The sequence below is a fragment of the Streptomyces sp. NPDC058525 genome, from assembly GCF_042719495.1.
Taxonomy (GTDB): Bacteria; Actinomycetota; Actinomycetes; order Streptomycetales; family Streptomycetaceae; genus Streptomyces.
This window is the reverse complement of the sequence record NZ_JBHXNP010000107.1, coordinates 11,792-33,991: the sequence shown is the minus strand read 5'-3', so window position 1 is coordinate 33,991 and position 22,200 is coordinate 11,792. Positions and strand designations below refer to the sequence as shown.

The window sequence follows — 22,200 nt, the reverse complement described above, 5'->3', positions numbered from 1 at the left end:
CACCGCCCGACCGCCCACCCCCGACCCGCGCCCGTCCCACCCCCCGCACAGTCCCCCCGCTCCCCCCACGAACGGGCCACGTTCACCCCCACCCCCGTACGCCCCGCCGCCGATGCGGAGTCGAACGCGACGGCCGCCCCCGTACGCCCGGCCGCCCACGCGGAGCCGGTCCCGGCGCCCACACCTGGACCGGAGCCCAGGCCCACCCACACCCAAACCGGCTTCGCCCCCACCCCCGTACGCCCGGCCGCGCATGCGGAGTCGAACGTGACGGCCGCCCCCGCCCCCGTACGCCCCGCCGCCGATGCGGAGCCGGTCCGGGCGACGACACCCGGGCAGACGACCGCGGCCGCCCGCGCGACAGCGCAGTGGCAGCCCGCGGCGGCGCCCGGGCCGGACACCCGGTCCGAGCGGTCGCCCGCGCCCGGGCAGCGGCAGCCCGGGCCGGAGCCCAGGACCACTCACGCGCAGACCGGGTTCGCCCCCACCCCCGTACGCCCGGCCGCCCATGCGGAGCAGACCTCCGCGACCACAGCCGAGCCGACGACCGCGGCCGCCCGCGCGACCGCGCAGTGGCAGCCCGCGGCGGCGCCCGGGCCGGACAACCGGTCCGAGCGCTCGCCCGCGCCCGCGCCCGGTCAGCGGCAGCCCGCGCCCGCGCCCGCGCCCGAGTCGGCCTCCCGGCCTGCGTCTGCGACCGTGCCCGCGCCCGCCAGTTCGGCCCCGCCTGCGGAGCCGGGCCCTGAGCCCGGGCCGGACGTCCGGGCCGCGCGTGCGCCCGAGCCTGGGCAGCGGCAGGCCGCGGCCGGCATCGTGCCCGCGCCCGCGCGTTCGGGCGGGTTCGCGGAGTCGCAGCCCCGGCCCGCGGGCGAGGTCGGGCGGTCGGAGGCCGAGTCGGCGGCCGAGGGGGACGTGGTGGTCGAGGGTGGCGGGGGGCGGGCCGGGGGGCCGGGGCCCGGGGTGGTCGAGATCGTCGCGCAGGCCGTGGCCCGGGGGCTGGAGGCGGAGGCGGGCGACCCGCGGGATGTGCTCGTCCCGCGCTCGGCGCCGGTCCGGGGCTCCGCCGCCACCGAGGTGCCCGTGCACCTGCCGTTCCGCGCCGAGCGGACGGGCCTGCCCGCCGCCGCAGCCGCCGCGGCCGCCGCCCCGGCCCGCGCCCCCCGGCGCCCCGCGGCCCCCCGCCCCGCCCCCGGCCGACGGGTCCCGCGGGGCGACGACCGGCTCCGGGAGCACCGCGGCCCGGTGCTGCCCGGGTGGATCGGCGTGGGCATCGGCGGGCTCGCCCTGGCCGGCTGCACGGCAGTGCTCTGGCGGGCCGGGGCCGTCCCCGACACGGTCGTGGCCGCCTTCGGCGCCACCCCGCGCGCCTACCAGGGCCTGCGCGCCACCCACTGGCCCCCGCTCGCCTTCCTCGGCATCGTCGCCCTCCTCGCGCTCGGCGGCCTCGGCCGCTCCCGCGCCGGCCACGCCTGGGTGCTCACCCTCTTCGGCCGCTACCGCGGCACGGTCCGACGTACCGGCCTCACCTGGATCAGCCCGCTCCTCCTGCGCCGCCGGGTCGACGTACGCCTGCGGCACTGGCGCAGCGAGCCCATGCCCGCCGTGGACTCCGGCGGCCTCGCCCTCCAGGTCGTCGTCCAGGTGGTCTGGCAGGTCAAGGACACGGCCAGGGCGGCCCTGGCCGTCGAGGACCACGTCGAATACCTGGCCGAACAGGTCGAGTCGGCCATGGCCCGCGTCCTGTCCCAGCTGCCCGCCGACGCCTTCCACGAGGACGCCCCGACCCTGCGCGACGCCGAAGCCGTCGGCGACGCGCTGACCCGGATGCTGGCGGCGGAGACCGAGGCGGTCGGGATCGACGTGTTCTCGGCCCAGCCGACCCGGATCGAGTACGCGCCCGAGGTCGCGGAGGCCATGCGCCGCCGCCGGGTCGCGGCGATCGACGCCAAGCACCGCGATGCCGTGCTGTCCTCGGTCGTGGACGCCGTCGACGACACCGTCCACCGGCTGACCTCGCGCGGGCTCGTCGAGCTCGACGACTACGAGCGCAAGGCGCTCGTGAAGGACCTCACGGTCGCCTTCTACACGGGCCGCTGCGAGTAGCGCGCCCGGCGGTACGGGAACGGGTGGCCGGATCCGACCGGACCACCCGTTCTTCCGTTGGTATGGACACGGCCAACTGCCGTCAATAGTCTGGAACTTGGTCTAGACCTGAGATCGCCATCCCCACGCGTGCGCACGCTCTCGCCGAACTCCCCCCACGTTCAAGGAGCATCATGCGTCACTTCCGCATGCCCGGAAGGGCGGGCGCCGCCGCGCTCGGCCTCGGCCTCGTCGCCGGAATCACCCTCCTCGGCGCCCCCAGCGCCAGCAGTCACGGCTACACCGACACCCCCATCAGCCGCCAGAAGCTCTGCGCCAACAAGACCGTCGCCGACTGCGGCGCCATCCAGTGGGAGCCGCAGAGCGTCGAGGGCTTCAAGGGCTTCCCGGCCGCCGGCCCCGCCGACGGCAAGATATGTTCCGCCGGTCTCCCGCAGTTCGCCGAGCTCGACAACCCGCGCGACGGGGCCTGGCCCACCACCAGGGTGACCAGCGGGCAGAGCTACGCCTTCCGGTGGCAGTTCACCGCCAACCACTCCACCACCGACTTCAAGTACTACGTCACCAAGAACGGGTGGAACGGCACCAAGGCCCTCACCCGAGCCGACCTCGACCCCCAGCCCTTCCTCACCGTCGCCTACAACGGCGCCCGGCCCGCCATGACCACCGTCCACCAGGGCGCCATGCCGAGCGGCAAGAGCGGCCGGCACCTGATCCTGGCCGTGTGGACCGTCAACGACACCCCGATGGCCTTCTACGCCTGCTCCGACGTTCAATTCTGACGGAACGTCAGTTATCCTCCGGCGGCATGCGGACGACGACTGCACCCGAAACCGTCGCGGAGCTCATCGCGCGCCGATGGGGCGACCACCGGCCCGGGCTGATGTACGAGGACGACGCCGGACGGCGCGTCCTCACCCACCACCGGACCGCCCAGGAGGCCGCCGCGCGGGCCGCGCTCCTCGTCGACCTCATGCCTCCGGGGGCCGAGCCGCACCTCGGGGTGCTGCTCGACAACACCCCGGAGTTCCCGTTCTGGCTCGGCGCGGCGGCCCTCGCGGGGGCCTCCGTCGCCGGGATCAACCCCACCCGGCGCGGCGCCGAGCTGGCCCGCGACATCCTGCACACCGACTGCCGGATCCTGGTCACCGAGCGCGCCCACCTGCCGCTGCTGCGCGGCCTCGACCTGCCGGGCGTACGCCTCCTGGTCACCGGCACCGAGGAGTACGAGGCCCTGCTCGCCCCCTACGCAGCCGCCAAGCCCGGCGAGGCGGTGCTGGACACCCCCGGCCCGGCCACCCGGCTGCTCCTCTACTTCACCTCCGGCTCCACCGGCGCCCCCAAGGCCGCCATCTGCACCCAGGGCCGGCTCGCGGCGGCCGGGTCCGCGCTGGCCCGCCGGTTCTCGGTCACCCCGCAGGACGTCCACTACGTCTGCATGCCGCTCTTCCACGGCAACGCGGTCATCGCCGACTGGCTCCCGGCGCTCGCGGGCGGGGCGCCGGTGGCGCTGCGCCGGCGCTTCTCCGCCTCCGCGTTCCTGGACGACGTACGGGCCTACGGGGCGACCTACTTCACCTACGTCGGGCGGGCCGTCCAGTACCTGCTGGCCACCGAGGAGCGCCCGGACGACCGCGAGCACACCCTGCGCCTCGGCTTCGGCACCGAGGCCGGGGCGGTGGACGCGGCGCGCTTCGCCGAGCGGTTCGGGGTCCCGCTGGTGGAGGGCTACGGCGCCACCGAGGGCGGCGCCTCCGTCCAGAACACGCCGGACACCCCGCCGGGTGCGCTCGGCCGGGCGGGGGAGGGGGACGACCTGGCGGTGATCGACCCGGAGACGGGCGCCGAGTGCCCGGCCGCGGTGCTGGACGCGGAGGGCCGCCTGCTGAACGGCGCGGAGGCCATCGGGGAGCTGGTCAACCGGGGCCGGAGCCTGTTCGAGGGGTACTGGCGCAACCCGGGGGCGGAGGCCGCCCGCACCCGGGAGGGCTGGTACTGGACCGGGGACCTGTTCTTCCGCGACGCGGCGGGCTTCCTCTACTTCGCGGGCCGTACGGACGACCGGCTGCGGGTCGACAGCGAGAACCTGGCCGCGGCGGTGATCGAGAACATCCTGGCGCGGTGGTCCGACGCGGCGGCGGTCGCGGTCTACGCGGTGCCGGACGAGGTCGCCGGGGACCAGGTGATGGCGGCGGTCGCGCTCCGGGCGGGGGCGGGCTTCGACCCCGACGCGTTCGCGGCGTTCCTGGCCGCGCAGCCCGACCTGGGCACGAAGATGTCCCCGCGCTACGTCAGGATCGTGCCGGCCATGCCGGTCACGGCGACGAACAAGGTCCACCGGGTGGCCCTGCGCCGCGCCGGCTTCCTGCCGCCGCCGTCCTTCGCGGCCGGCCCCGACCCGGTCTGGCACCGGCCGCCCGGCGCGACGGCCTACCGCCCCCTGTCGCAGCCGGACCTCGCCGCCCTCCTGTCGGCGTACGCGGCCCAGGGCCGTGCGGACCTCCTGGAGCGCTAGGCCGTCTCTTCGCCGCACCCCCGCCGGTGCTGGTTTTGAGCACCCTCGAGGACCAGGTAGTATTTTCTCTGTCAGCAGGCGCCGCTAGCTCAGTTGGTTAGAGCAGCTGACTCTTAATCAGCGGGTCCGGGGTTCGAGTCCCTGGCGGCGCACCTGTCCTTCGGGCGGTTTCCGGTCACCGGGAACCGCCCGAAGTGTTTTCCGGCCGCCCCGCCCGCCCGGCCGTGCCCGCTAGAGGGTGAGCGACAGCAGCAGCGGCGCGGCCTTCCGGTTCAGGGTGTCCGCCGCGGCCCGCAGCCGGTGCGCGTGCTCGACCGGCATCGACAGGGCCAGGCAGCCCACCGAGGCCCCGGCCGTGATTGGGACGGCCGCGCAGACGGTGCCCACGGCGTACTCCTGGAGGTCCAGTACGGGCACGGTGGCCGGCTGGGCGTCCAGCTTGGAGAACAGGATCCGCTCGTTCACGATCGTCTTCGACGTGAGCCGCGCGATCTTGTGGCGGGACAGGTGGTCGCGCCGCCCGTTGAGGTCGAGCTGGGTCAGCAGGCACTTGCCGACCGCGCTGGCGTGCGCCGCGGAGCGGAAGTCGACCCACTCGTGGACCTTCGGCGTGCGCGGGCTGTCCGCGAACTGCGTGATCCGGACCTCGCCGTCCACATACCGGCTGATGTAGACCGCCGCCCCCACGGAGTCCCGCAGCCGGTCCAGGGTCTCCTGGAGCTTGTCCGTCAGGGCCTGCTGCCGGTCGACGCCGGAACCGAGCAGGACGAGGGAATCCCCTATGGCGTAGGCGCCGTCCGACACCTGCAGGACATATCCCTCCCGGCGCAGCATGAGCAGCATCGGGGCGAGATGGACTGCGGGCAGGCCGGTCTCACGCGCGATCTGCACATCGGTCACACCGCCGGTGTGCCGTGCGATCGTTTCGAGTACGCGTAGTGCGTACTGCACCGAGTGGAACGGCGCGGTCGGCTCGGGCTTCAGCGCCACGGTTTCCCCCTAGCAGGTTGTTACCGCTTGCCCTACCACGATAGCCATCAAGGGGCCCATGTGGAGCGCCTGTTGGGGAGATTGATGGCTCAATCACGCCGCCCCGCCAGGATCTACTCCACTGGCATATGCCATGGTCAAGCTCACTGTCCCGGTGTGCCGGGAATGCCCCGGCGCCGCCGACGGTTCGAGTTCTTCGTACGGACGAGGATTCGAGACGGGAGCGACGATGAGTGACACCGGTGACGCGTATGGACAGGAGGGCCGCGACGCCATCCGCGGCGCGGCCCGGGGCAGCGCACCCGTACCGCTCTCCGTCCTGGACCTCGTCACCGTGGGGGCCGGCAGTACCGCCCACGCCTCCCTGCGCACCAGCGTGGACATCGCCCGGCTCGCCGAGTCGCGCGGCTACCACCGCCACTGGGTCGCCGAGCACCACTCCATGCCCGGGGTCGCCAGCTCCTCCCCGGCCGTGATCCTGGCCCACCTCGCCGCGCACACCTCCCGCATCCGGCTCGGCTCGGGCGGGGTCATGCTGCCCAACCACGCCCCGCTCGCCGTCGCCGAGCAGTTCGGCACCCTGGAGGCGCTGGCCCCGGGCCGGATCGACCTCGGCCTCGGCCGGGCCCCCGGCACCGACGGGCGCACGGCCATGGCGCTGCGCGGGCCCGGCCGCCTCGACGAGGCCGCCGGGGAGTTCCCCCGGCAGCTCGCGGAGCTGACCCGCTTCCTCGACGACGACTTCCCCGACGGGCACCCGTACGCTCGCGTGCACGCCGTACCGGGCCCGGTCCAGGGGCCTGCCGGGCGGCCGCCGCTGTGGCTGCTGGGCTCCTCCGGCTTCAGCGCCCGCCTCGCCGGCGAGCTCGGCCTGCCCTTCGCGTACGCCCACCACTTCTCGGCGGCGGGCACCCTGCCCGCGCTCGACCTCTACCGGCAGAGCTTCCGCCCCTCGGCCGTCCTGGACGCCCCGTACGCCGTCATCGGCGTCGCGGCGCTGGCCGCGGACACCGCCGGGCAGGCCCGCGCCCAAGTGCTCACCGGAGCGCTGTCGATGCTGCGGCTGCGCACCGGGCGGCCCGGACTGGTCCCGACGCCCGAGGAGGCCGCGGCGTACGCCTTCTCGCCGCCGGAGCGGGAGTTCGTGGACGGCTGGCTCGCGAACATCGTCCACGGCACCCCCGACGAGGTGCGCGCCGGACTCGACGACCTGGCCAAGAGGACGGGCGCGGACGAGCTGATGCTGACCGCCAACGCCCACAGCGGCGCGGCCCGGCTGCGGTCCTACGGGCTCGTCGCAGATGCGTACGGGATGCCGGAGCAGGGCCCGGCCGAGGGGTGACCGGCGGAAAACGGGGTTCGGCTGGTTTGTTGCCGAAACCTTGCCGGGAGATGGCCTAAGGCACCCTTAAACCGCTCGTCACCCGGGGTGGCGGGCGGTTCCTGATGTGCCTTCAGGTCTCTGACGAGCGCATTTGGCTGCTCAGTGGTCTAGTCCTTCTTTGGTCCAAACCATTGACTGGGGCGCGGCGTGATCGCTATCACTTCTCTCACCTGAAGCCGATGCTCTCCCCTCCCACCCCCCGGAGGCAGTTCATGCACATCCGTAAACCCCTCGTCGCGGCCGCCGCCACGGCCGCGCTGGCAGCCGGGGCGCTCGCCTCCTTCGCGGGACTCGGTACCGCCCAGGCGGCCGGCGCGGCGGCGGGCGCCGCGGCCGGCGGCGTCCGCATCGCCTACTACGACCAGTGGAGCGTGTACGGGAACGCCTTCTACCCCAAGCACCTGGACACGCGGGGGATAGCCGGCAAGCTGGACGTGATCAACTACTCGTTCGGCAACATCCACCCCACCGACCTCACCTGTTTCCAGGCGAACAAGGCCGCGGGCGACGACAACAACCCCAACGCCGGAGACGGCGCGGGCGACTCGTACGCCGACTACCAGAAGTCCTTCAGCGCGGCGGACAGCGTGGACGGCGTCGCCGACAAGTGGGACCAGCCGATCGTGGGCGTCTTCAACCAGTTCAAGGAACTGAAGGCCAAGTACCCCCACCTGAAGATCAACATCTCGCTGGGCGGCTGGACCTACTCCAAGTTCTTCCACGACGCGGCCAAGACCGACGCCTCCCGCAAGAAGCTCGTCGCCTCCTGCATCAAGCAGTACATCAAGGGCGACCTCCCGGTGGAGGGCGGCTACGGCGGCCCCGGCACCGCGGCCGGCATCTTCGACGGCATCGACATCGACTGGGAGTACCCCGGCTCCTCCGGCGGCCACCTGGGCAACCACTACGGCCCCGAGGACAAGCAGAACTTCACCCTGCTGCTGGCCGAGTTCCGCAAGCAGCTCGACGCCGAGGGCGCGGCCAACGGCGGCAAGAAGTACATGCTGACCGCGGCCCTCCCGGCCGGCCAGGACAAGATCAAGTACATCGAGACGGACAAGATCGGCGCGTACCTCGACTACGCGAACATCATGACCTACGACATGCACGGCGCCTGGGACGGCGACGGGCCCACGTACCACCAGTCCCCGCTCTACCCCTCGGCCGCCGACCCGACCGACCCGATCGCCCCGGGCACCGAGAAGTACAGCATCGACAACGCCATCGACTCCTGGATCGACGGCAACCCGGCCTACGGCATCGAGGGCGGCTTCCCCGCCAACAAGCTGACCCTGGGCTACGAGTTCTACTACCGCGGCTGGAAGGGCGTGCCGGCCGGCACCGCCAACGGCCTGGCGCAGAGCGCGACCGGCGGCTCGGCCGCCCGGCCGCTGAGCCAGCAGGCGGGCATCGCGCACTACAAGGAGCTCGGCGGGATCGTCGACAACGCGGCGACCACCTTCTGGGACGACCAGTCCAAGTCCTCGTACTTCTACAAGGACGGCGAGTTCTTCACGGGCCTGAACCAGCGCTCCATCCAGGCCCGCGTCGACTACGGCAAGCAGCGCGGCCTGGCCGGCGCGATGATGTACTCGCTCCTCGGCCTGGACAGCAACACCACCCTGCTGAACCAGATCTCGGACGCCCTCGGCGGGACCACCGTGCCGCCGACCACCCCGCCCACGACGCCTCCCACCACCCCGCCGACCACGCCGCCGACGACCCCGCCGACGGGTTGCGGTTCGACCCCGGCCTACGTCGCGGGCACGGTCTACACCGGTGGCAGCGAGGTCGCCCACAACGGCCGCAAGTACAAGGCCCAGTGGTGGACGCAGAACGAGACGCCGGGCACCACCGGTGAATGGGGTGTCTGGAAGGACCTCGGCGCCTGCTGATCTCCCCCCACCCCGCGCCGAGCGGCGGCCTGCCCCGTATCCCCCTCAGACGAGGGGGTGCGGGGCAGGTCCGTCGGACGGCGCGGACGCGGTGGCGGCGGACGCGGAAGCGGCGGACGCCGCGGCGGCCTGGCGGCCGATCATGCGGGCGATCACGTCCGGGGCCACCGCACGGGAGTAGAGCCAGCCCTGCCCCGTGTCGCAGCCGACGCGGCGCAGCCGGGCCGCCTGCCCCGCGGTCTCCACGCACTCCGCCGTGACCGTCAGGCCCAGCCGGTGCGCGAGCTGGACCAGGGCCTCGACGATCGTCTCGTCGGCCGGGTTCGGGTGCGTGCCCTCCTCGTAGCGGAAGCCCCGTACGAAGGACCCGTCCAGCTTGAGCACCGACACCGGCAGCCGGCTGAGGTAGGCCAGGTTCGAGTAGCCGGTGCCGAAGTCGTCGATCGCGATGCGCACGCCCATGTCGCTGAGCGCCTGGAGGGCCTGGAGCGGCCGGCCGGCCGAGCCCATCACGGCCGACTCGGTCAGCTCCAGCTGGAGCAGCTGCGGGGCGAGCCCCGTCTCGGCGAGGATCTCCGCGACGTCGCCCACCAGGTCGGAGTCCCACACCTGCCGCACGGCCACGTTGACCGACACGAAGACGGGCGCGTCGCTGGGCTGCTCGATCTGCCAGCGCCGCGCCTGGCGGCAGGCCGTGCGCAGCACCCACTGCCCCAACTGGACGATGGACCCGTCCTCTTCGGCGATGCCGATGAACCGATTCGGCGTCAGCGTGCCGAACTGCGGGTGCTGCCAGCGCACCAGGGCCTCGACCCCGCGCACCGCCCCGCTCTCCAGGTCCACCAGGGGCTGGTACTCGAGCTCGAACTCCCCCCGCTCCACGGCCGGCCGCAGCGTCGAGGACAGGGCCTGGCGCGTCATGCGGTGCGCGTTGCGCTCCGGGTCGAAGAGGGTCCAGCGGGCCTTGCCGTCCGCCTTCGCCCAGTACAGGGTCGTGTCGGCGGCCTGCATCAGCCCCGTCGCCGAGGTGCCGGCGGTGGCCCGCTCCACCACCCCGATCGACGCGGAGACCGACAGCCGCTGCCCGGACAGGTCGAACGGCTCCTGGACGGCGGCCAGCACGCTGCGCGCCAGGTCCGCGAGCTGCTCCGTACCCGTGGAGTCCTCGACCAGCAGGGCGAACTCGTCGCCCCCGAGCCGTGCGACCAGGTGCCCGCTCGTGCGCCCGTAGCCGGACTGGTCGGCGCACTGGGTCAGCCGGGCGGCGACGGCCGCCAGCAGCCGGTCGCCGACGCGGTGGCCGAGGGTGTCGTTGACCGCCTTGAACCCGTCGAGGTCCAGGTAGCACAGCCCGATCCGGCCGGTCCCGCCGCCGTGTTCGTACGAGGAGGCCTCCAGCGCGGCCGAGAGCCGCTCGAAGAACAGCGCCCGGTTGGGCAGCCGGGTGACGGGGTCGTGCATCTGGAGGTGGCGCAGGCGCGCCTGGAGGTCGCGCCGGTCGCTGATGTCGGCGACGGACAGCAGGACGTCGCCGGTCCCCGGTACCGGCCCCAGGGTGACCTCGGTCCACAGCGAATGCCCGTCGGGGTGCTTGAGGCGGCGGGTGCAGCGCAGCCGGGCCTGCCGCCCGCGGAGCACCTCCTGGTACGCGGCCCAGGTGCGGGCCTCGGCGGCCAGGTCCACCAGGTCGGCGGCGCACCGGTGGACGAGCGCGTGCGGCTCGGCGCCCAGCAGGCCGGCGAAGGCGTCGTTGGCGGCGACGACGTACCCCTCGCGGTCGACGACGGCCATGGGCAGGTGGGCCGCGTTGAAGGCGGCCCGGTAGTCGCGCCGCTCGGACTCGGCGCGCGGCGGAACTGCCGTTGCCGACACTGCCGCGTGACGCTCCGTGATGGCCGATCGGATGCTGTCGGCCGCCGAACCGGTTCCTTCAGAGGTTCCGCTCACCGTTGGCTCCCGCAGTGCTCGTGAGTGTCCGTGCAGGAAAGTGTGCCGATCATAGAGGCTGCCGGGAGGCCCTATCCAGCGGCGTCGCCGTGCGGGGGGGGGCGGGAGTTCGGCGTGATGACGGAGTGACGGCCGAACTCCGGGCGATCGTTTCTGCGCGGCTCTGAGCGCGGAAGGGCCCCTGCTGATCTCGCGTGATCGGTCGTGACGTTCTGTAGGCAACCGGGTGAAGGCCAAGGGTCACCGGCTTGCCGGATTGCTCACTCGTGTGGGGCAGGGCAACAGGGCATTGGTACGACAATCACCTCAAGGTGGATGAATAGGTACGAATCCACCACCGGAGGTCGATGTGGCGCGACAGCTGACACCCGGGGGAGTGGACCGCCCCCGCCTCCGGAGCACGGCGGCGGCCCTCACCTCCCTGACGGCGCTCGCCGCCATGTCGCTCGTCGCGGGCCCCGCGGTGGCCGATTCGGGTGCCGGCCCCTGCGCGCTGACCCGTACGGCCGCACACCATTCGCTCGGCCTCGACACCTGGAACGGCGCCTACCCGCGGCCCGAGCGCACCCTCGACGCGGTCATGGTCTTCCTCTCCTTCCCCGACCACCGGACCGCCCTCACCCCCGAGGAGATCGCGGGCGACTACTTCCCGGCCACCAGCGACTTCTTTGAGCGGGCCTCGTACGGCCGGTTCCGCCTCGTCCCGCACCCGCAGAAGCAGTGGATCCGGATGCCCAAGCCGTCCACCGCGTACGGGATACAGCGCGACTGGGCCCCGGAGGACCGGGCGGCCTACCTGCGGGACGCGGTCGCGACCGCCGACGCCCAGGTGGACTTCGGCAAGTACGACGTCGTCTACTTCGTCGCCGATCCGGACGCGCCCGGGGTGGACTCCGATGCCACGAAGGTCGTCAACTTCGACCGTCCGATCCGCGCCGACGGCACGGACCTGCGGCGGATCGTCACCGTCTTCGAACGGCACCCGCCGGACCGCAACGTGCTGGCCCACGAGACCGGTCACGTCTTCGACCTGCCCGACCTCTACCACCGGCCGACGGACGGCAAGGGCGACTGGGACACCCACGTCGGGGACTGGGACGTGATGGGCAGCCAGTTCGGGATGGCCCCGGACCTGTTCGCCTGGCACAAGTGGAAGCTCGGCTGGCTGGACCCGGGCCAGGTGGACTGCGTCCAGTCGGGCTCCTCGCTGCACACCCTCCAGCCGCTGGCCGAGGCCCCGGTGCGGGGCGCCACGGGAGGGACCCGGCTCGCCGTGATCCGTACGGGCCCCGGCAGTGCGATCGCCGTCGAGGCGCGCGGCTCCGCCGGCAACGACGGGGACACCTGCACCGAGGGGGTCCTGGTCTACCGGGTGCGCAACGAGGCGGCGTCGGGCGGCGGTCCGATCGAGGTCCTGGACGCGCATCCGACGACAGAGGCCTGCTGGGACCGCTCGGTGTACCCGCCGCTCGCCGACGCGCCGCTGGAGGTGGGCGAGACGTACACCGTGCCGGGGGAGCGGATCACCATCGAGGTGGCCGACCGGACCCAGTCGGGCGCGTACACGGTGAAGATCACCACCTAGCCGGCCGGCGGCTGAACGAAGAAGGCCCCCACTCCGAGGAGTGGGGGCCTTCTTCCGTCTGTGCGCCGCCAGGGACTCGAACCCCGGACCCGCTGATTAAGAGTCAGCTGCTCTAACCAACTGAGCTAGCGGCGCCTGCTGACGTCGTAGACATTACCAGGAGGTTCCGCGGAACTAAAAATCGATATCCGCAGCTCGGGCCGCGCGGACGAACGCCCACAGCAGGGCCTCCGGTCCGGGCAGCCAGGGCCTGCGCGCGTCGGGGGCCACCAGCCAGCGCGACGGGCCCGGGGCGGCGGCCAGCGGCGGCACGGTGACGGCGTCGCCGAGCCCGTGGCAGAGCGGCGCCGGGGCGGTACGGGACGCCCCCCACTCCTCCCACGCCAGCAGGGCGGGGAGCCGGTGGGCGGTCCCGGTGGCGGCGAAGAGCAGCATCCGGCCCCGGTGCACGGCCACCGGTCCCGACCCGGGGCCCTCGGCCCACAGCAGGTCCAGGATCCGGCGCCCGAGCACGGCCGGGACGTTGACGACGTCGAAGGCATTCCCGCAGGGCAGCACCGCGGGCGCGGTGGGCCGGGCCTCCCAGGCCGCGAGGGTGTCCTGCGGCCGCGCGCACGCCGAGACGAGCCAGGCGGCGCCCTGTGGGGTGACGTGGGTGGCGGGTGCGGTGCGTACGTCGAGGGCGGGGCAACCGGGGGCCGTCGTCAGCGTCGTCATGTCTCCAGGTCTACCGGGCGTAACGTTCCCGTTTCCGCGAGTTTCCGGAATCCGGGACACGGCGGGCACCGCTGGGGTATGTTGCGCCCCGCATATGCCAGCCGCCCGATGTCAGGTCGCTTCCGGGCCCGCGTCGCGCTGGAGGGACTCGCCGAACTCGATCATCTTGCGGGCGTAGTCCTCGGTCCACTCCGCCTGCTCCGCGATCAGCGCCGTCGAGAGCCGGTCGAACCGGCGCGGGTCCGCCAGCTGCGCCGCCGCCAGGGCCTGGAATTCCACCGCCCGCTCCTGCGCGGCCCGGAAGGCCAGCGTCAGCTCGGTCGCGCGGGCCAGCAGCTCGCGCGGGTCCTCGATGGACTCCAGGTCGAAGAAGTGCTCCGGGTCCGTGGTGGCCTCGGAGGGCTCGAAGAGCAGGGGTGCGGGCCGAAGCCTCCGCTCGGTCCGCTCGGGCTCTGCCATGCCTGTCCTCCTGCTGCGCGTGCGATGCTTCCGGGCCACCGTCCATTGTCCAACGCCCCGCAAGGGCGCACCGAGACGGGGCTCACACGGCGAGCGCCCCCCACCCGCCCCCCACCCGCCCCGGGCCCGCGCGCGGCGGGATCCGCGGGGGACGGGCTACGGGCGCCAGCGCACCCGGTGTTCCGCCAGGTGGGCCAGGACCGAGTGGTTCGCCTCCCAGCCGTCCGGGAACTTCACCGTCACGCCCAGCTGCACCGGCTCCGTCGAGGGGTGGTCGTCCAGGAGCTCCGCTATGCCCGCCCGGGCCACCAGCACACAGGCGTGCCGGTGCCGGGAGGCCAGCACGCACAGCCGGCCCGTCTCCAGGTGGAAGGCCGTCGCGTCGGGGCGGCCCGACAGCGGGTGCAGGATCACCGTGAGGTCGTACTCCCGCCCCTGGAGCCGGTTCGCGGTGTCCACCGTGACCCCGGTGACCCCGTGCAGGGCCAGCGCCGCCCGGATCGCCGACGCCTGGTCGCGGTGCGCGGTGCCCACCGCGACCCGGTCCGCGGTCAGCGGCGACGGTCCCGCCGACTGCTCGTCCGAGGTCACCGCCCCGCGGTCCAGGGCCCGGCGGACCACCAGGGCCACCGCGGCCACCGCCTCCGGGTCGGTGCGCGGGGTGTGCCGAGCGGGCAGCTCCAGCAGGCCCCAGCCCGACTCGGCGGCCTCGTCCAGCACCCGGTCCGGCCCCGACCCGTCCGAGGGCACCCCGTACGACAGCCGCCGCTCGCCCGGGCCCGTACCGCTGCGGAACTGCGTGTACGGGTAGAACGCCCGCGAGACCAGCGGCGCGGCCGTCGCCGGGAGCCGCCACGACACCGGCAGCCGGTGCTGCGGCAGCTGCGGGTTGTGGGCGAGCAGGGTGCTGACCGCCGAGGCCGAGGGGTCGTACGACAGGCCCGCCCACTGCTCCGCGCCCACCACGCTGAACGGGTCCAGCTGGCCCGGGTCGCCCACGAACAGCGCCCGGTCGAACAGCCCGGCCACGGCCAGCAGCGCGTCCGAGCGCATCTGGTACGCCTCGTCGACGATGGCGTGCTCCCAGGGCTCCGCGTCCTTGACGTACGCCCACTTCGCGGCGGTGGAGATGGTGATCGGCAGCTCCGCGAGGTCCCCCGGCTTGGCGGAGAGGATGACCGAGGGCAGCTCGCGCAGCGCGGGGTCGTACGCGTCGCCCTCGCTGCTGTGCAGCCGGCCGACCTTCAGCTCCGGATCCTTGTCGGCGAGCCGCAGCACCAGGTCGTCGACCTGCGCGTTGGTCTGCGCCACCACCATCAGCCGGCGTCCGGCCGCGGCCAGTTCCCGGGCCGCCCGGACCACGAGCGTGGACTTGCCGGCCCCGGGCGGGGAGTCGACGACCACGCCCCGCTCGGTCCCGTGCAGGGTGTCGCGCAGGATGGCGGCGGTCGCCTCGGCGGCCGCGGCCCCCGGGTCGAAGGAGTTCACAGCAGGTCCTCGTCGGTCACGGAGTCGGGCAGCACGGGGGCGGTCAGGTGTCCCGGCGGGCCGCCGTGGGTCCACGGGGTCCGCTCCGGATCCGGCAGCTTCGGGCCGCCGCGCGCGTCGTGCTCGAAGAGCGTCCAGCACACCCGGTCGCCCTTCTCCGGCACCGAGCCCGGCTCCGGCTCCCGGCCGCGCCCCATCTTGTCCAGGATCCGCAGCACCAGCCGCCCGTCCTCCTCGAAGCGGACGAACTGCGCGCTCTGCGGGCGCCCGTCCAGCGAGCGGAAGACCTTCCCGCCGCCCCCGTCCGCGAGCTGCGGACGGTCCTCGGTGGCCACCGTCACCAGCGGGCGCGGGCTCGGCCGCTTCGACTCCGTCCACTCCATCAGCACCTCGGTGACCTCACCGGCGAAGGCCTCGCCCGTGAGCCGCCGGCCCGCCATCACCAGGGGGTCGTCCAGCGCCTCCTGGGCGTCGAGCCGCACCTGCTCGGTCTCCCGCGTGGCCAGCTTCTGCGCCGCCGTCACCGCGTCGTCGCGGCGCGGCTGCGGCGGCTCGCCCGCCCGGACCCGGTCCCGGTGGCCGGTGTACGACCAGCGGTCGCGCGTCCACCGCTCCTCGGCGCGCTCGCCGGGCGGCAGGGTGCGCAGCAGGTCGATCGCCTCCCACGTCATCCACCAGGTGCTCGACATCTGCTCCACGACCAGCCGCCGCACGGCCCGCTCGGCGATCCGCGCGTCACGGTCGTCGTCCCCGGGGCCGGCCGCCAGGGCCGCGCGCGCCGCGTCGTAGCGGGCGATCGCCGGGGCCAGCAGCTTGTTGTCGAAGGCCGGGTCGGTGGCCGGACCGGCCGGCGGGCACAGCAGCTGGCCGTCCTTGTCGCGGCCCAGCTCCGTGCGCAGCGCCGCCTCCGCCCCTGACCTGCCCTCGGGCGGATCGATCCAGGCCAGCAGCGCGCCCAGGTGCTGGTCCTCCAGATTGCTCTGGCCGCTCGCCCAGTGCCGTCCCAGCAGCTCCGTCGCCGACAGCAGCATCGAGGAGCCGGGGACCCGCGCCCGCTCGCCGAGGTGCGTGAACCAGCGGCCCAGCAGCGGCACCTTCGGCGGCGCCGGATACGGATTCTCCGGATCCTCCTCGGCCGTCCGCCGGAACCGCATCGACCGGCCCAGCAGGCGCACGTACTCGACGCCCGCCCGGCTCGGCACGATCAGCTGCGGCGCGTCCCGGCACAGCTCGGCCTCGACCTTGACCCGCTTGCCGGTCTCCGGGTCGGTCTCGGTGCGCTCGGCCGGCTCCACGTCGTCGGCGTACGCGTCGATGTGGGCCAGTACGTGGACCGCCAGGTCAGCGAGGAACGCCCAGCGCAGCTCCCGGTCGCGGGGCTGGGGTATCACGAACACCCGCGGCTCGTGCCGGTCGGTGCCGACCAGCGCGCCCAGCGGGGCCCCGGCCTCACCGGCGGTGGTCAGCGGCACGAGGACCATCGGGGTCTCGGACAGGTGGCGGTGCCGCACGGTCGCGAGCGGCTGGGCGCGGCCCGCACGGACCGCCTCCAGCCGGGCCAGGGTGCTCAGCAGGGACATTCGGGGGTCTCCGGGGCGTGGTACGGGGGACGGGCGGCGGCCAGGTCCAGTGCCTCGGCGCGCAGCCGGGCCGCCCGGTGCAGCGCGGCGGCGGTCGGGTCCTCGGCGCGGCCGGCGCCGGAGGCCGCGGCCAGGGCCTGCTCGACGGTGGTCAGCGCGCCCAGTTCGCCCCGTACGGAACGGCCCAGCGCGGTCACCTCGTCTGCGGCGCGGGCCCCGTCCCGGCAGTGGAAGGCCAGCTCGCAGGCGGCCAGGCACTCGGGGGCGTACGAGGCGTCCACCGCGGCCACGGCGCCGGCCAGCTCCTCGGCGGTGCGCGCCGGGTCGAAGCTGAGCCCCTCGGGCAGCGCGGCGGCCAGCTCCTCGACCCGGGTCAGCCGCTCCAGCTGGCGCCGGGTCACGGAGCGCTCGCGGCGGACGTCGACGGGCGCGGCGGTGGGCAGGTTGGAGAAGTCCTTGGGGCAGACCAGCAGCACGGTGTGCCCGACCTCGGCGCCGGCCAGCTTCTCCGCGGTCTTCTCCAGGGCCAGGACGTAGACGGCGGCCTGGCGGGCGGCGGCGCCGACCTTCGCCGCGTCGGCGGACCCGTCGATCATCGGGAACGACTTGATCTCCACCACGGTCCAGCGGCCGTCGGGATGCACGACGACGGCGTCCGGCTCCAGGTAGGCGGGGGTGCCCGCGACCTCCAGGGCCAGCATCGGGTGGTCGAGCAGCGTCCACGCCCCGGTGTCCCGGCCGGCGGCGGTGGCCTCGCGCAGGGCGAGGGCGGTCCGCGCGGCGCGGCCCTCGGGTCCGGCGGCGGTCAGGTCGGGGACGAGGGCTCCCGCACCGGGGGGCTCGGCCCCGGCGCCGAGCTGCCCGTGGACCAGCCGCAGCAGCTCGGCTCCGCCGTCGGCCTTGACCCTGGCCTCGAAGGAGTTCCCGCGGACGATGGCGAACTGCGACTGCCCGAAGGGCGCGGGGGAGCCCAGGGCCGAGGCCAGGGCGGTCTTGTCCACGCCGGCCCCGTCGAGCAGGGCGCGTCTGCCGCAGCCCGGGTTGGCGGCGAGCGCGGCCAGGGCCCGGGCGTCGAGCGGGCGGGGCGGCACGGCCGGGCCGCGCAGGCCGGCGAGCCGCTGCCGCAGGGTCGTCTGCGGAGCGCTGCTGGGCGGGTAGGAGCTCACCCGCGGAAGTGTCCCATCCGGCACTGACAATCGTGCACTTACGGCGGAAACGGGCTGCGGGGCGGGTGCGGGGCGAGTGCGGGGCGGCCGGGGGGCGGGTGCGGGGCGGCCGGGGGACGGCCGTGGGTGAGCCCGTCGTTCATGTGTTGGATGATGGACGGACGACGGAATCCCCGTAAAACCGCACCAACGCTTACATACCGGGAGAACTCACATGGCCCCCCGCATCCTGCTGGCCCGCCACGGCCAGACGGCGTGGTCCCAGCTCGGCAAGCACACCGGACGCACGGACGTGCCCCTGCTGGAGGAGGGCAAGCGGGGCGCCAAGCTGCTCGGCGAGCGGCTGGCCCGGGACCCGTGGAAGGGCCTGCCCGGCGTGGAGGTCCGCACCAGCCCGCTGGTCCGCGCGAGCGAGAGCTGCGACCTCGCGGGCTTCGGCGTCCAGGCGGAGCCCTGGCACGCGCTGATGGAGTGGGACTACGGGGACTACGAGGGCATGACCCCGGCCGAGATCCAGGCGGTCCGCCCCGGCTGGCTGATCTGGCGCGACGGCGTCCCGGGCGGCGAGTCCGTCGCCGACGTGGCGGCGCGCGCCGACGAGGTGGTCGCCTGGGCCCGCTCCGCCGAGCGGGACGTCCTGGTCTTCGCCCACGGGCACATCCTGCGCACCCTGGCCGCCCGCTGGCTCGGCTTCGAGGCCTCCTTCGGCGCCCGCATCCGCCTGGAACCCACCTCGCTGTCGGTGCTCGGCTGGGCGTACGGGGCCCCCGCGCTCGAGCGCTGGAACGACACCGGGCACCTGGACGCCTAGGCGGGGCCGCCACCCGGGGCCGGTCCGTCGGAAGGAAGCCGAAAAGGGCCTCTCCGTAAGGGAGTTGTCTCGCTGAGTGACTGCGAGGATGGGCCCATGACGATTACTTCCGTGGTGCTGCGGCGGCGCGTGGACGATCTCGGTCCGGCCCTGGACTTCTACGTACGGCTGACCGGCCAGCCGGCGACCCGCTTCGGGTTCGCCGGCCTGGACCTGGCGACCGTCGGACCGTTCCTGCTGTTCAGCGGGCCCGACGCGCTCGCCGAGCGGTTCGCGGGCGTGGCGGCCACGCTGGCCGTGGCCGACCTCGACGCGGCGGTCGCGCACTGCGCGGCCTCCGGGGGCGAGGTCATCGCCGCGCCCGCCCGCACGCCCAACGGGCGCCGCGCGGTGGTCCGCCATCCCGAGGGCGGGGTCTACGAGTACCTCGGCGCCTGACCCCCGGACCGGTCGGAGCGGTCGGCCCGGTCGGCCCGGTCAGACTGCCGCGTGCCGGGTCAGGAAGGCGCCGACGCGGGGGGCGCGCTGGTGCGGGATCAGGGTGCGGGCCGTCTCCGAGAGCAGGGACCGCACCCGGGTGGACTGCACCTCCGCCAGCAGGTCCAGCACCCGGCCGCCCGCCCAGGCGGCCTCGTCGGGGGCCCCCGCGTGCGCCAGGTCACCGGCCAGCTCGGCGGTGTAGAGGGCCACGTTCCGCGCGAAGTGCGGATCCTGGAGGTCGGCGGCGCGGCGGGCGTGCCGGGCCGCGCGGGCGTGCTCGCCGAGCGTCGCCCAGCACCTGGCCTCCAGGGACTCCAGCTCGGCCTCGCCGAAGAAGGACATCCACTCCGGGTCCGCGCCCGCCCCGCCCCGGGAGAACTCGGTGTGGGCCCGGGCCAGCGCCTCCTCGCAGGCCTTGCGGTCGGCCAGCCCCGCCCAGCCGCCCGCCTCGCGCAGCGCCAGCAGCGACAGCAGCCGCGGGGAACCGAGGGAGCGGGCGGCGCGGCGGCCCGCCTGGGCAGCCCGTACCGCCTCGCGGGAGCGGCCGCAGTCCCGGGCCAGGAAGGCCATGTTGCTGAACGCGTGCGCCTCCAGCGCCGCGTCCCCCGACACCCGGGCCGTCGCCAGGGCCTCCGCGTAGTGCGAGCGGGCGTCGTCGAAGCGGCCGGAGTCGTGGGCGAGCCAGCCGACCGAGACGGCCAGCTCCCCGGCGCCCACGTGCAGCCGGTCCTCGGTGGACTGCCGGGTGGCCCCCGCGTCGAGCAGCGCGTACGCGGCGCGCAGGGGGCCGGCGGCCCTGCGGTACAGCGCGTCGGCCCCGTGCCGGTCGTCCAGCAGCCGGATCTGGCGTACGGCGTCCTCGACGGCCGCGGCCTCGGACTCTCCGGCACGGGAGGGGAGCCGGCGGGTGTCGCCGAGCAGGGTGAGGCTGAGCGTCGCGGCCGCCACGGTCGCGGAGCCGCCCGCCATGAACGCGCGACGCAGCACGTCGCTCTCCTTGGAACGGGAAGGGGAAGGGGACGGGTGGAGGGAGGGGGCGGACGGGTCGCGCAGCGCCGACCGGCCGCGGACGGCCTCGCGCGGTGAGAAGCCCAGGTCGGCCAGGGTGCGGCCGGGGAACATGTGGAGGAAGACCCGCTCGTAGGCGTAGTTGGGGCAGCGGATCTCGCCGGACTCGACGCGGCCGATGTAGCGGGCGTCGCAGGAAACCGTTTCGCCGATCTCCTTCGCGGCCCGGCGCACCAGCGCCGCGAACTCGGCCGGAGAGTGCTGCCCGCGCAGCCGCCGGAACGTGGAGTTGGGTGAGTGGGGGGACGCCGCCATGGACGTGGCCTCTCTGGCAAGGAACGCAGCGCCGGTACGGGAAGGTGGGTGCGGAGGTGTCGTCCGGCGCGCATGAACGTACCGCCAGTACGGGTCCCTTCATGCGATGTTTGGTTACAAACGGGATATCTCACCCGCGATCTGCCATGAACTGCCATCCTTTGCAGCGTCTTGCCGCCGCACCCGTTGACGTTCCGGGGCGTTGAACCCATGCGGAGTGGGAGGCGACTCCCCGCTCCCGGCTCGTACGCGGATCGAGGAGGGGTTCCCTTGGTGGAGGCCGGCATGGAGAGCACTGGAACGAACACCGCGCCCGAGCCCGGTGCGACCGCGACCGCCACCGCCACCGTCACGGCAACCGTGACGGCGACCGTGTCGGTGACGGCGACCGTGACCGGGGCCGACGCTCCGGACCTGGTGACCGTGCCCACCCGGCAGGGTCTGGAGGCGGTGGACATCATCCGCCGCGCCAGCCGGGCCGGCGGGGTGGGGCCCGTCCTGCACGACGGATCGGGCGACACCCTCGGCTTCCTCGTCCCGCCCGGCACCGCCGACGCCTGGGACATGCCGGGCAGCGCGTGTACGCAGACCAACGGGCGCGGGATGCGCTTCGGCGACGCGGTCCCGCCCGCCACCGGAGCCACAGGCTGGCTGCTCCCGCCCGAGGCGGTCGGCCCGGTCACCGACCCCGCGGTGCTGCGCGAGGCGCTCGGGGAGGCGGCCCGGCTGATCGAGGCCGCCGACAACTGCCGCTGACCGGCCACAATGGGGTGGTGGCAGGCAGAGACAGAGGCAAGGGCCGGAACAAGGGCGAGCAGCAGCGCGGACGCGGCGGCGGCGCCGAGCCGCTCGCCGGGCAGGTGGGCGGCGGGCTGGCGGAGCTGACGCCCGACCGCGAGCGCGCGGACGCCTGGACCCTGCTGATCGACGGCGCCCCGCAGTCGCACGTGGACCTCGCCGACCCCGGGTACCTGGACTTCTCGTACCAGCGGCGGATCGGCCACCTGATCGACCTCGCCGCACCCGCCCGGCAGCCCCTGAACGTGGTGCACCTGGGCGGCGGCGCCTTCACCCTGGCCCGCTACACCGCGGCCTCCCGCCCCCGCTCCACCCAGCAGATCGTGGAGATCGACGCCGCGCTGGTGGCCTTCGTGCGCGAGCACCTGCCGCTGGATCCGCAGGCGCGGATCCGGGTCCGCGCGGTCGACGCCCGGGCGGGCCTGGCCAAGGTGCCGGACGGCTGGGCGGACGTGGTGATCGCGGACGTGTTCAGCGGGGCGCGCACCCCGGCGCACCTGACGAGCACCGAGTTCCTGGACGACGTACGCCGTGCCCTCGCGCCCACCGGGTGGTACGTGGCCAACCTCGCGGACGGTCCGCCGCTGGCCCATCTGCGGGGCCAGATCGCGACGGCCGCGTCCCGGTTCGCGGAGCTGGCGCTGGCGGCCGATCCCGTGGTGTGGCGGGGGAAGCGCTTCGGCAACGCGGTCCTGCTGGCCGCGGACCGCGAACTGCCCGTCGCGGAGTTCACCCGCCGGGTCGCGAGCGATCCGCATCCGGGCCGGGTGGAGTCCGGCCGGGCCCTGGCGGACTTCGCGGGCGGGGCCGCGCCGGTGGCCGACGCCTCGGCGGTGGCCTCACCGCAGCCGCCGCCCTCCGTTTTCCGCTAGAAGGGGCCTGACCACCGGCGACGGCCGCGCGCGACGGCCCGTGGGGACCGGCAATGAAAAAGAGGTCTCCCGACAATCGGTCCTGAT

At 74.4% G+C, this 22,200-nt stretch carries 17 protein-coding genes, 2 tRNA genes and 1 pseudogene; 11 read left to right on the top strand and 9 right to left on the bottom strand.

Translation table 11 applies throughout. The annotated features are described in order from the left end of the window. The first annotated feature begins 267 nt into the window (after window positions 1-267). From ACFWP3_RS34840 to ACFWP3_RS34825, 4 genes are all read left to right on the top strand, one after another. Window positions 268-2,103 (top strand): SPFH domain-containing protein, encoded by a 1,836-nt coding sequence (locus tag ACFWP3_RS34840; RefSeq protein WP_384229227.1) that lies wholly within the window; start codon window positions 268-270, stop codon window positions 2,101-2,103. A 188-nt stretch (window positions 2,104-2,291) separates the two neighbouring features. Then, complete coding sequence (locus ACFWP3_RS34835; protein ID WP_384229225.1) at window positions 2,292-2,885, top strand: lytic polysaccharide monooxygenase; 594 nt, start codon at window positions 2,292-2,294, stop codon at window positions 2,883-2,885. A 26-nt stretch (window positions 2,886-2,911) separates the two neighbouring features. After that, a complete protein-coding gene (locus tag ACFWP3_RS34830; RefSeq protein WP_384229223.1) occupies window positions 2,912-4,618 on the top strand; it encodes an AMP-binding protein in 1,707 nt (568 codons plus the stop codon). Between the two features lie 78 nt (window positions 4,619-4,696). Beyond that, window positions 4,697-4,770: transfer RNA gene (locus tag ACFWP3_RS34825), tRNA-Lys, on the top strand. A 79-nt stretch (window positions 4,771-4,849) separates the two neighbouring features. Here ACFWP3_RS34825 and ACFWP3_RS34820 read toward each other — a convergent pair. Further along, on the bottom strand, window positions 4,850-5,608 hold the full coding sequence (locus ACFWP3_RS34820; protein ID WP_266609609.1) for an IclR family transcriptional regulator: 759 nt from the start codon (window positions 5,606-5,608) through the stop codon (window positions 4,850-4,852). A gap of 229 nt (window positions 5,609-5,837) precedes the next feature. On the opposite strand from ACFWP3_RS34820, the gene ACFWP3_RS34815 reads away from it, so the two are divergent. Both ACFWP3_RS34815 and ACFWP3_RS34810 read left to right on the top strand, forming a co-directional pair. Further along, the gene (locus ACFWP3_RS34815; protein WP_384229220.1) at window positions 5,838-6,950 is read left to right on the top strand and encodes an LLM class flavin-dependent oxidoreductase; all 1,113 of its coding nucleotides are present in this window, start codon (window positions 5,838-5,840) and stop codon (window positions 6,948-6,950) included. 254 nt (window positions 6,951-7,204) lie between these two features. After that, window positions 7,205-8,887, top strand: a complete 1,683-nt coding sequence (locus ACFWP3_RS34810) for a glycosyl hydrolase family 18 protein (RefSeq protein WP_384229218.1) — start codon at window positions 7,205-7,207, stop codon at window positions 8,885-8,887. 45 nt (window positions 8,888-8,932) lie between these two features. On the opposite strand, the gene ACFWP3_RS34805 is transcribed toward ACFWP3_RS34810, so the two are convergent. Continuing rightward, window positions 8,933-10,834, bottom strand: a complete 1,902-nt coding sequence (locus tag ACFWP3_RS34805) for a putative bifunctional diguanylate cyclase/phosphodiesterase (RefSeq protein WP_384229216.1) — start codon at window positions 10,832-10,834, stop codon at window positions 8,933-8,935. Between the two features lie 349 nt (window positions 10,835-11,183). Here ACFWP3_RS34805 and ACFWP3_RS34800 point away from each other — a divergent pair, with 349 nt between their 5' ends. Further along, the gene (locus tag ACFWP3_RS34800) at window positions 11,184-12,419 is read left to right on the top strand and encodes a M6 family metalloprotease domain-containing protein (protein ID WP_384229214.1); all 1,236 of its coding nucleotides are present in this window, start codon (window positions 11,184-11,186) and stop codon (window positions 12,417-12,419) included. 61 nt (window positions 12,420-12,480) lie between these two features. On the opposite strand, the gene ACFWP3_RS34795 is transcribed toward ACFWP3_RS34800, so the two are convergent. The 6 genes and pseudogenes from ACFWP3_RS34795 to ACFWP3_RS34770 form a co-directional block, all read right to left on the bottom strand. Beyond that, a tRNA-Lys gene (locus tag ACFWP3_RS34795) sits at window positions 12,481-12,554 on the bottom strand. Then, window positions 12,545-13,136: pseudogene (locus tag ACFWP3_RS34790) on the bottom strand (bifunctional DNA primase/polymerase). The gene ACFWP3_RS34795 and the pseudogene ACFWP3_RS34790 overlap by 10 nt, the downstream one beginning before the upstream one ends. 111 nt (window positions 13,137-13,247) lie before the next feature. Beyond that, entirely contained in the window at window positions 13,248-13,595 is a 348-nt protein-coding gene (locus ACFWP3_RS34785; protein WP_384229212.1) for a hypothetical protein, read from the bottom strand. Between the two features lie 156 nt (window positions 13,596-13,751). Beyond that, a complete protein-coding gene (locus tag ACFWP3_RS34780) occupies window positions 13,752-15,083 on the bottom strand; it encodes an AAA domain-containing protein (protein ID WP_384229209.1) in 1,332 nt (443 codons plus the stop codon). Beyond that, complete coding sequence (locus tag ACFWP3_RS34775) at window positions 15,080-16,663, bottom strand: hypothetical protein (RefSeq protein WP_384229206.1); 1,584 nt, start codon at window positions 16,661-16,663, stop codon at window positions 15,080-15,082. The genes ACFWP3_RS34780 and ACFWP3_RS34775 overlap by 4 nt, the downstream gene beginning before the upstream one ends. Next, a complete protein-coding gene (locus tag ACFWP3_RS34770) occupies window positions 16,651-17,829 on the bottom strand; it encodes a hypothetical protein (protein ID WP_384229204.1) in 1,179 nt (392 codons plus the stop codon). Before ACFWP3_RS34770 ends, ACFWP3_RS34775 begins: the two co-directional genes overlap by 13 nt. Before the next feature lie 214 nt (window positions 17,830-18,043). Between ACFWP3_RS34770 and ACFWP3_RS34765 the strand changes: the two genes are divergently transcribed. Together ACFWP3_RS34765 and ACFWP3_RS34760 are read left to right on the top strand one after the other, a co-directional pair. Continuing rightward, window positions 18,044-18,640 carry a histidine phosphatase family protein gene (locus tag ACFWP3_RS34765; protein WP_384229201.1) on the top strand — a complete coding sequence of 199 codons (597 nt, stop codon included), beginning with the start codon at window positions 18,044-18,046 and terminating at the stop codon, window positions 18,638-18,640. Window positions 18,641-18,736: 96 nt separating this feature from the next. Then, window positions 18,737-19,078, top strand: coding sequence for a VOC family protein (locus ACFWP3_RS34760; protein ID WP_384229199.1), 342 nt, complete (start codon window positions 18,737-18,739; stop codon window positions 19,076-19,078). Window positions 19,079-19,117: 39 nt separating this feature from the next. Here ACFWP3_RS34760 and ACFWP3_RS34755 read toward each other — a convergent pair whose 3' ends face one another. Continuing rightward, window positions 19,118-20,443 (bottom strand): tetratricopeptide repeat protein, encoded by a 1,326-nt coding sequence (locus ACFWP3_RS34755; protein ID WP_384229196.1) that lies wholly within the window; start codon window positions 20,441-20,443, stop codon window positions 19,118-19,120. 285 nt (window positions 20,444-20,728) lie between these two features. Here ACFWP3_RS34755 and ACFWP3_RS34750 point away from each other — a divergent pair, with 285 nt between their 5' ends. Both ACFWP3_RS34750 and ACFWP3_RS34745 read left to right on the top strand, forming a co-directional pair. Continuing rightward, on the top strand, window positions 20,729-21,199 hold the full coding sequence (locus ACFWP3_RS34750; RefSeq protein WP_384229194.1) for a hypothetical protein: 471 nt from the start codon (window positions 20,729-20,731) through the stop codon (window positions 21,197-21,199). Window positions 21,200-21,216: 17 nt separating this feature from the next. Further along, window positions 21,217-22,113, top strand: a complete 897-nt coding sequence (locus tag ACFWP3_RS34745; RefSeq protein WP_384229192.1) for a spermidine synthase — start codon at window positions 21,217-21,219, stop codon at window positions 22,111-22,113. Window positions 22,114-22,200 lie beyond the last annotated feature (87 nt).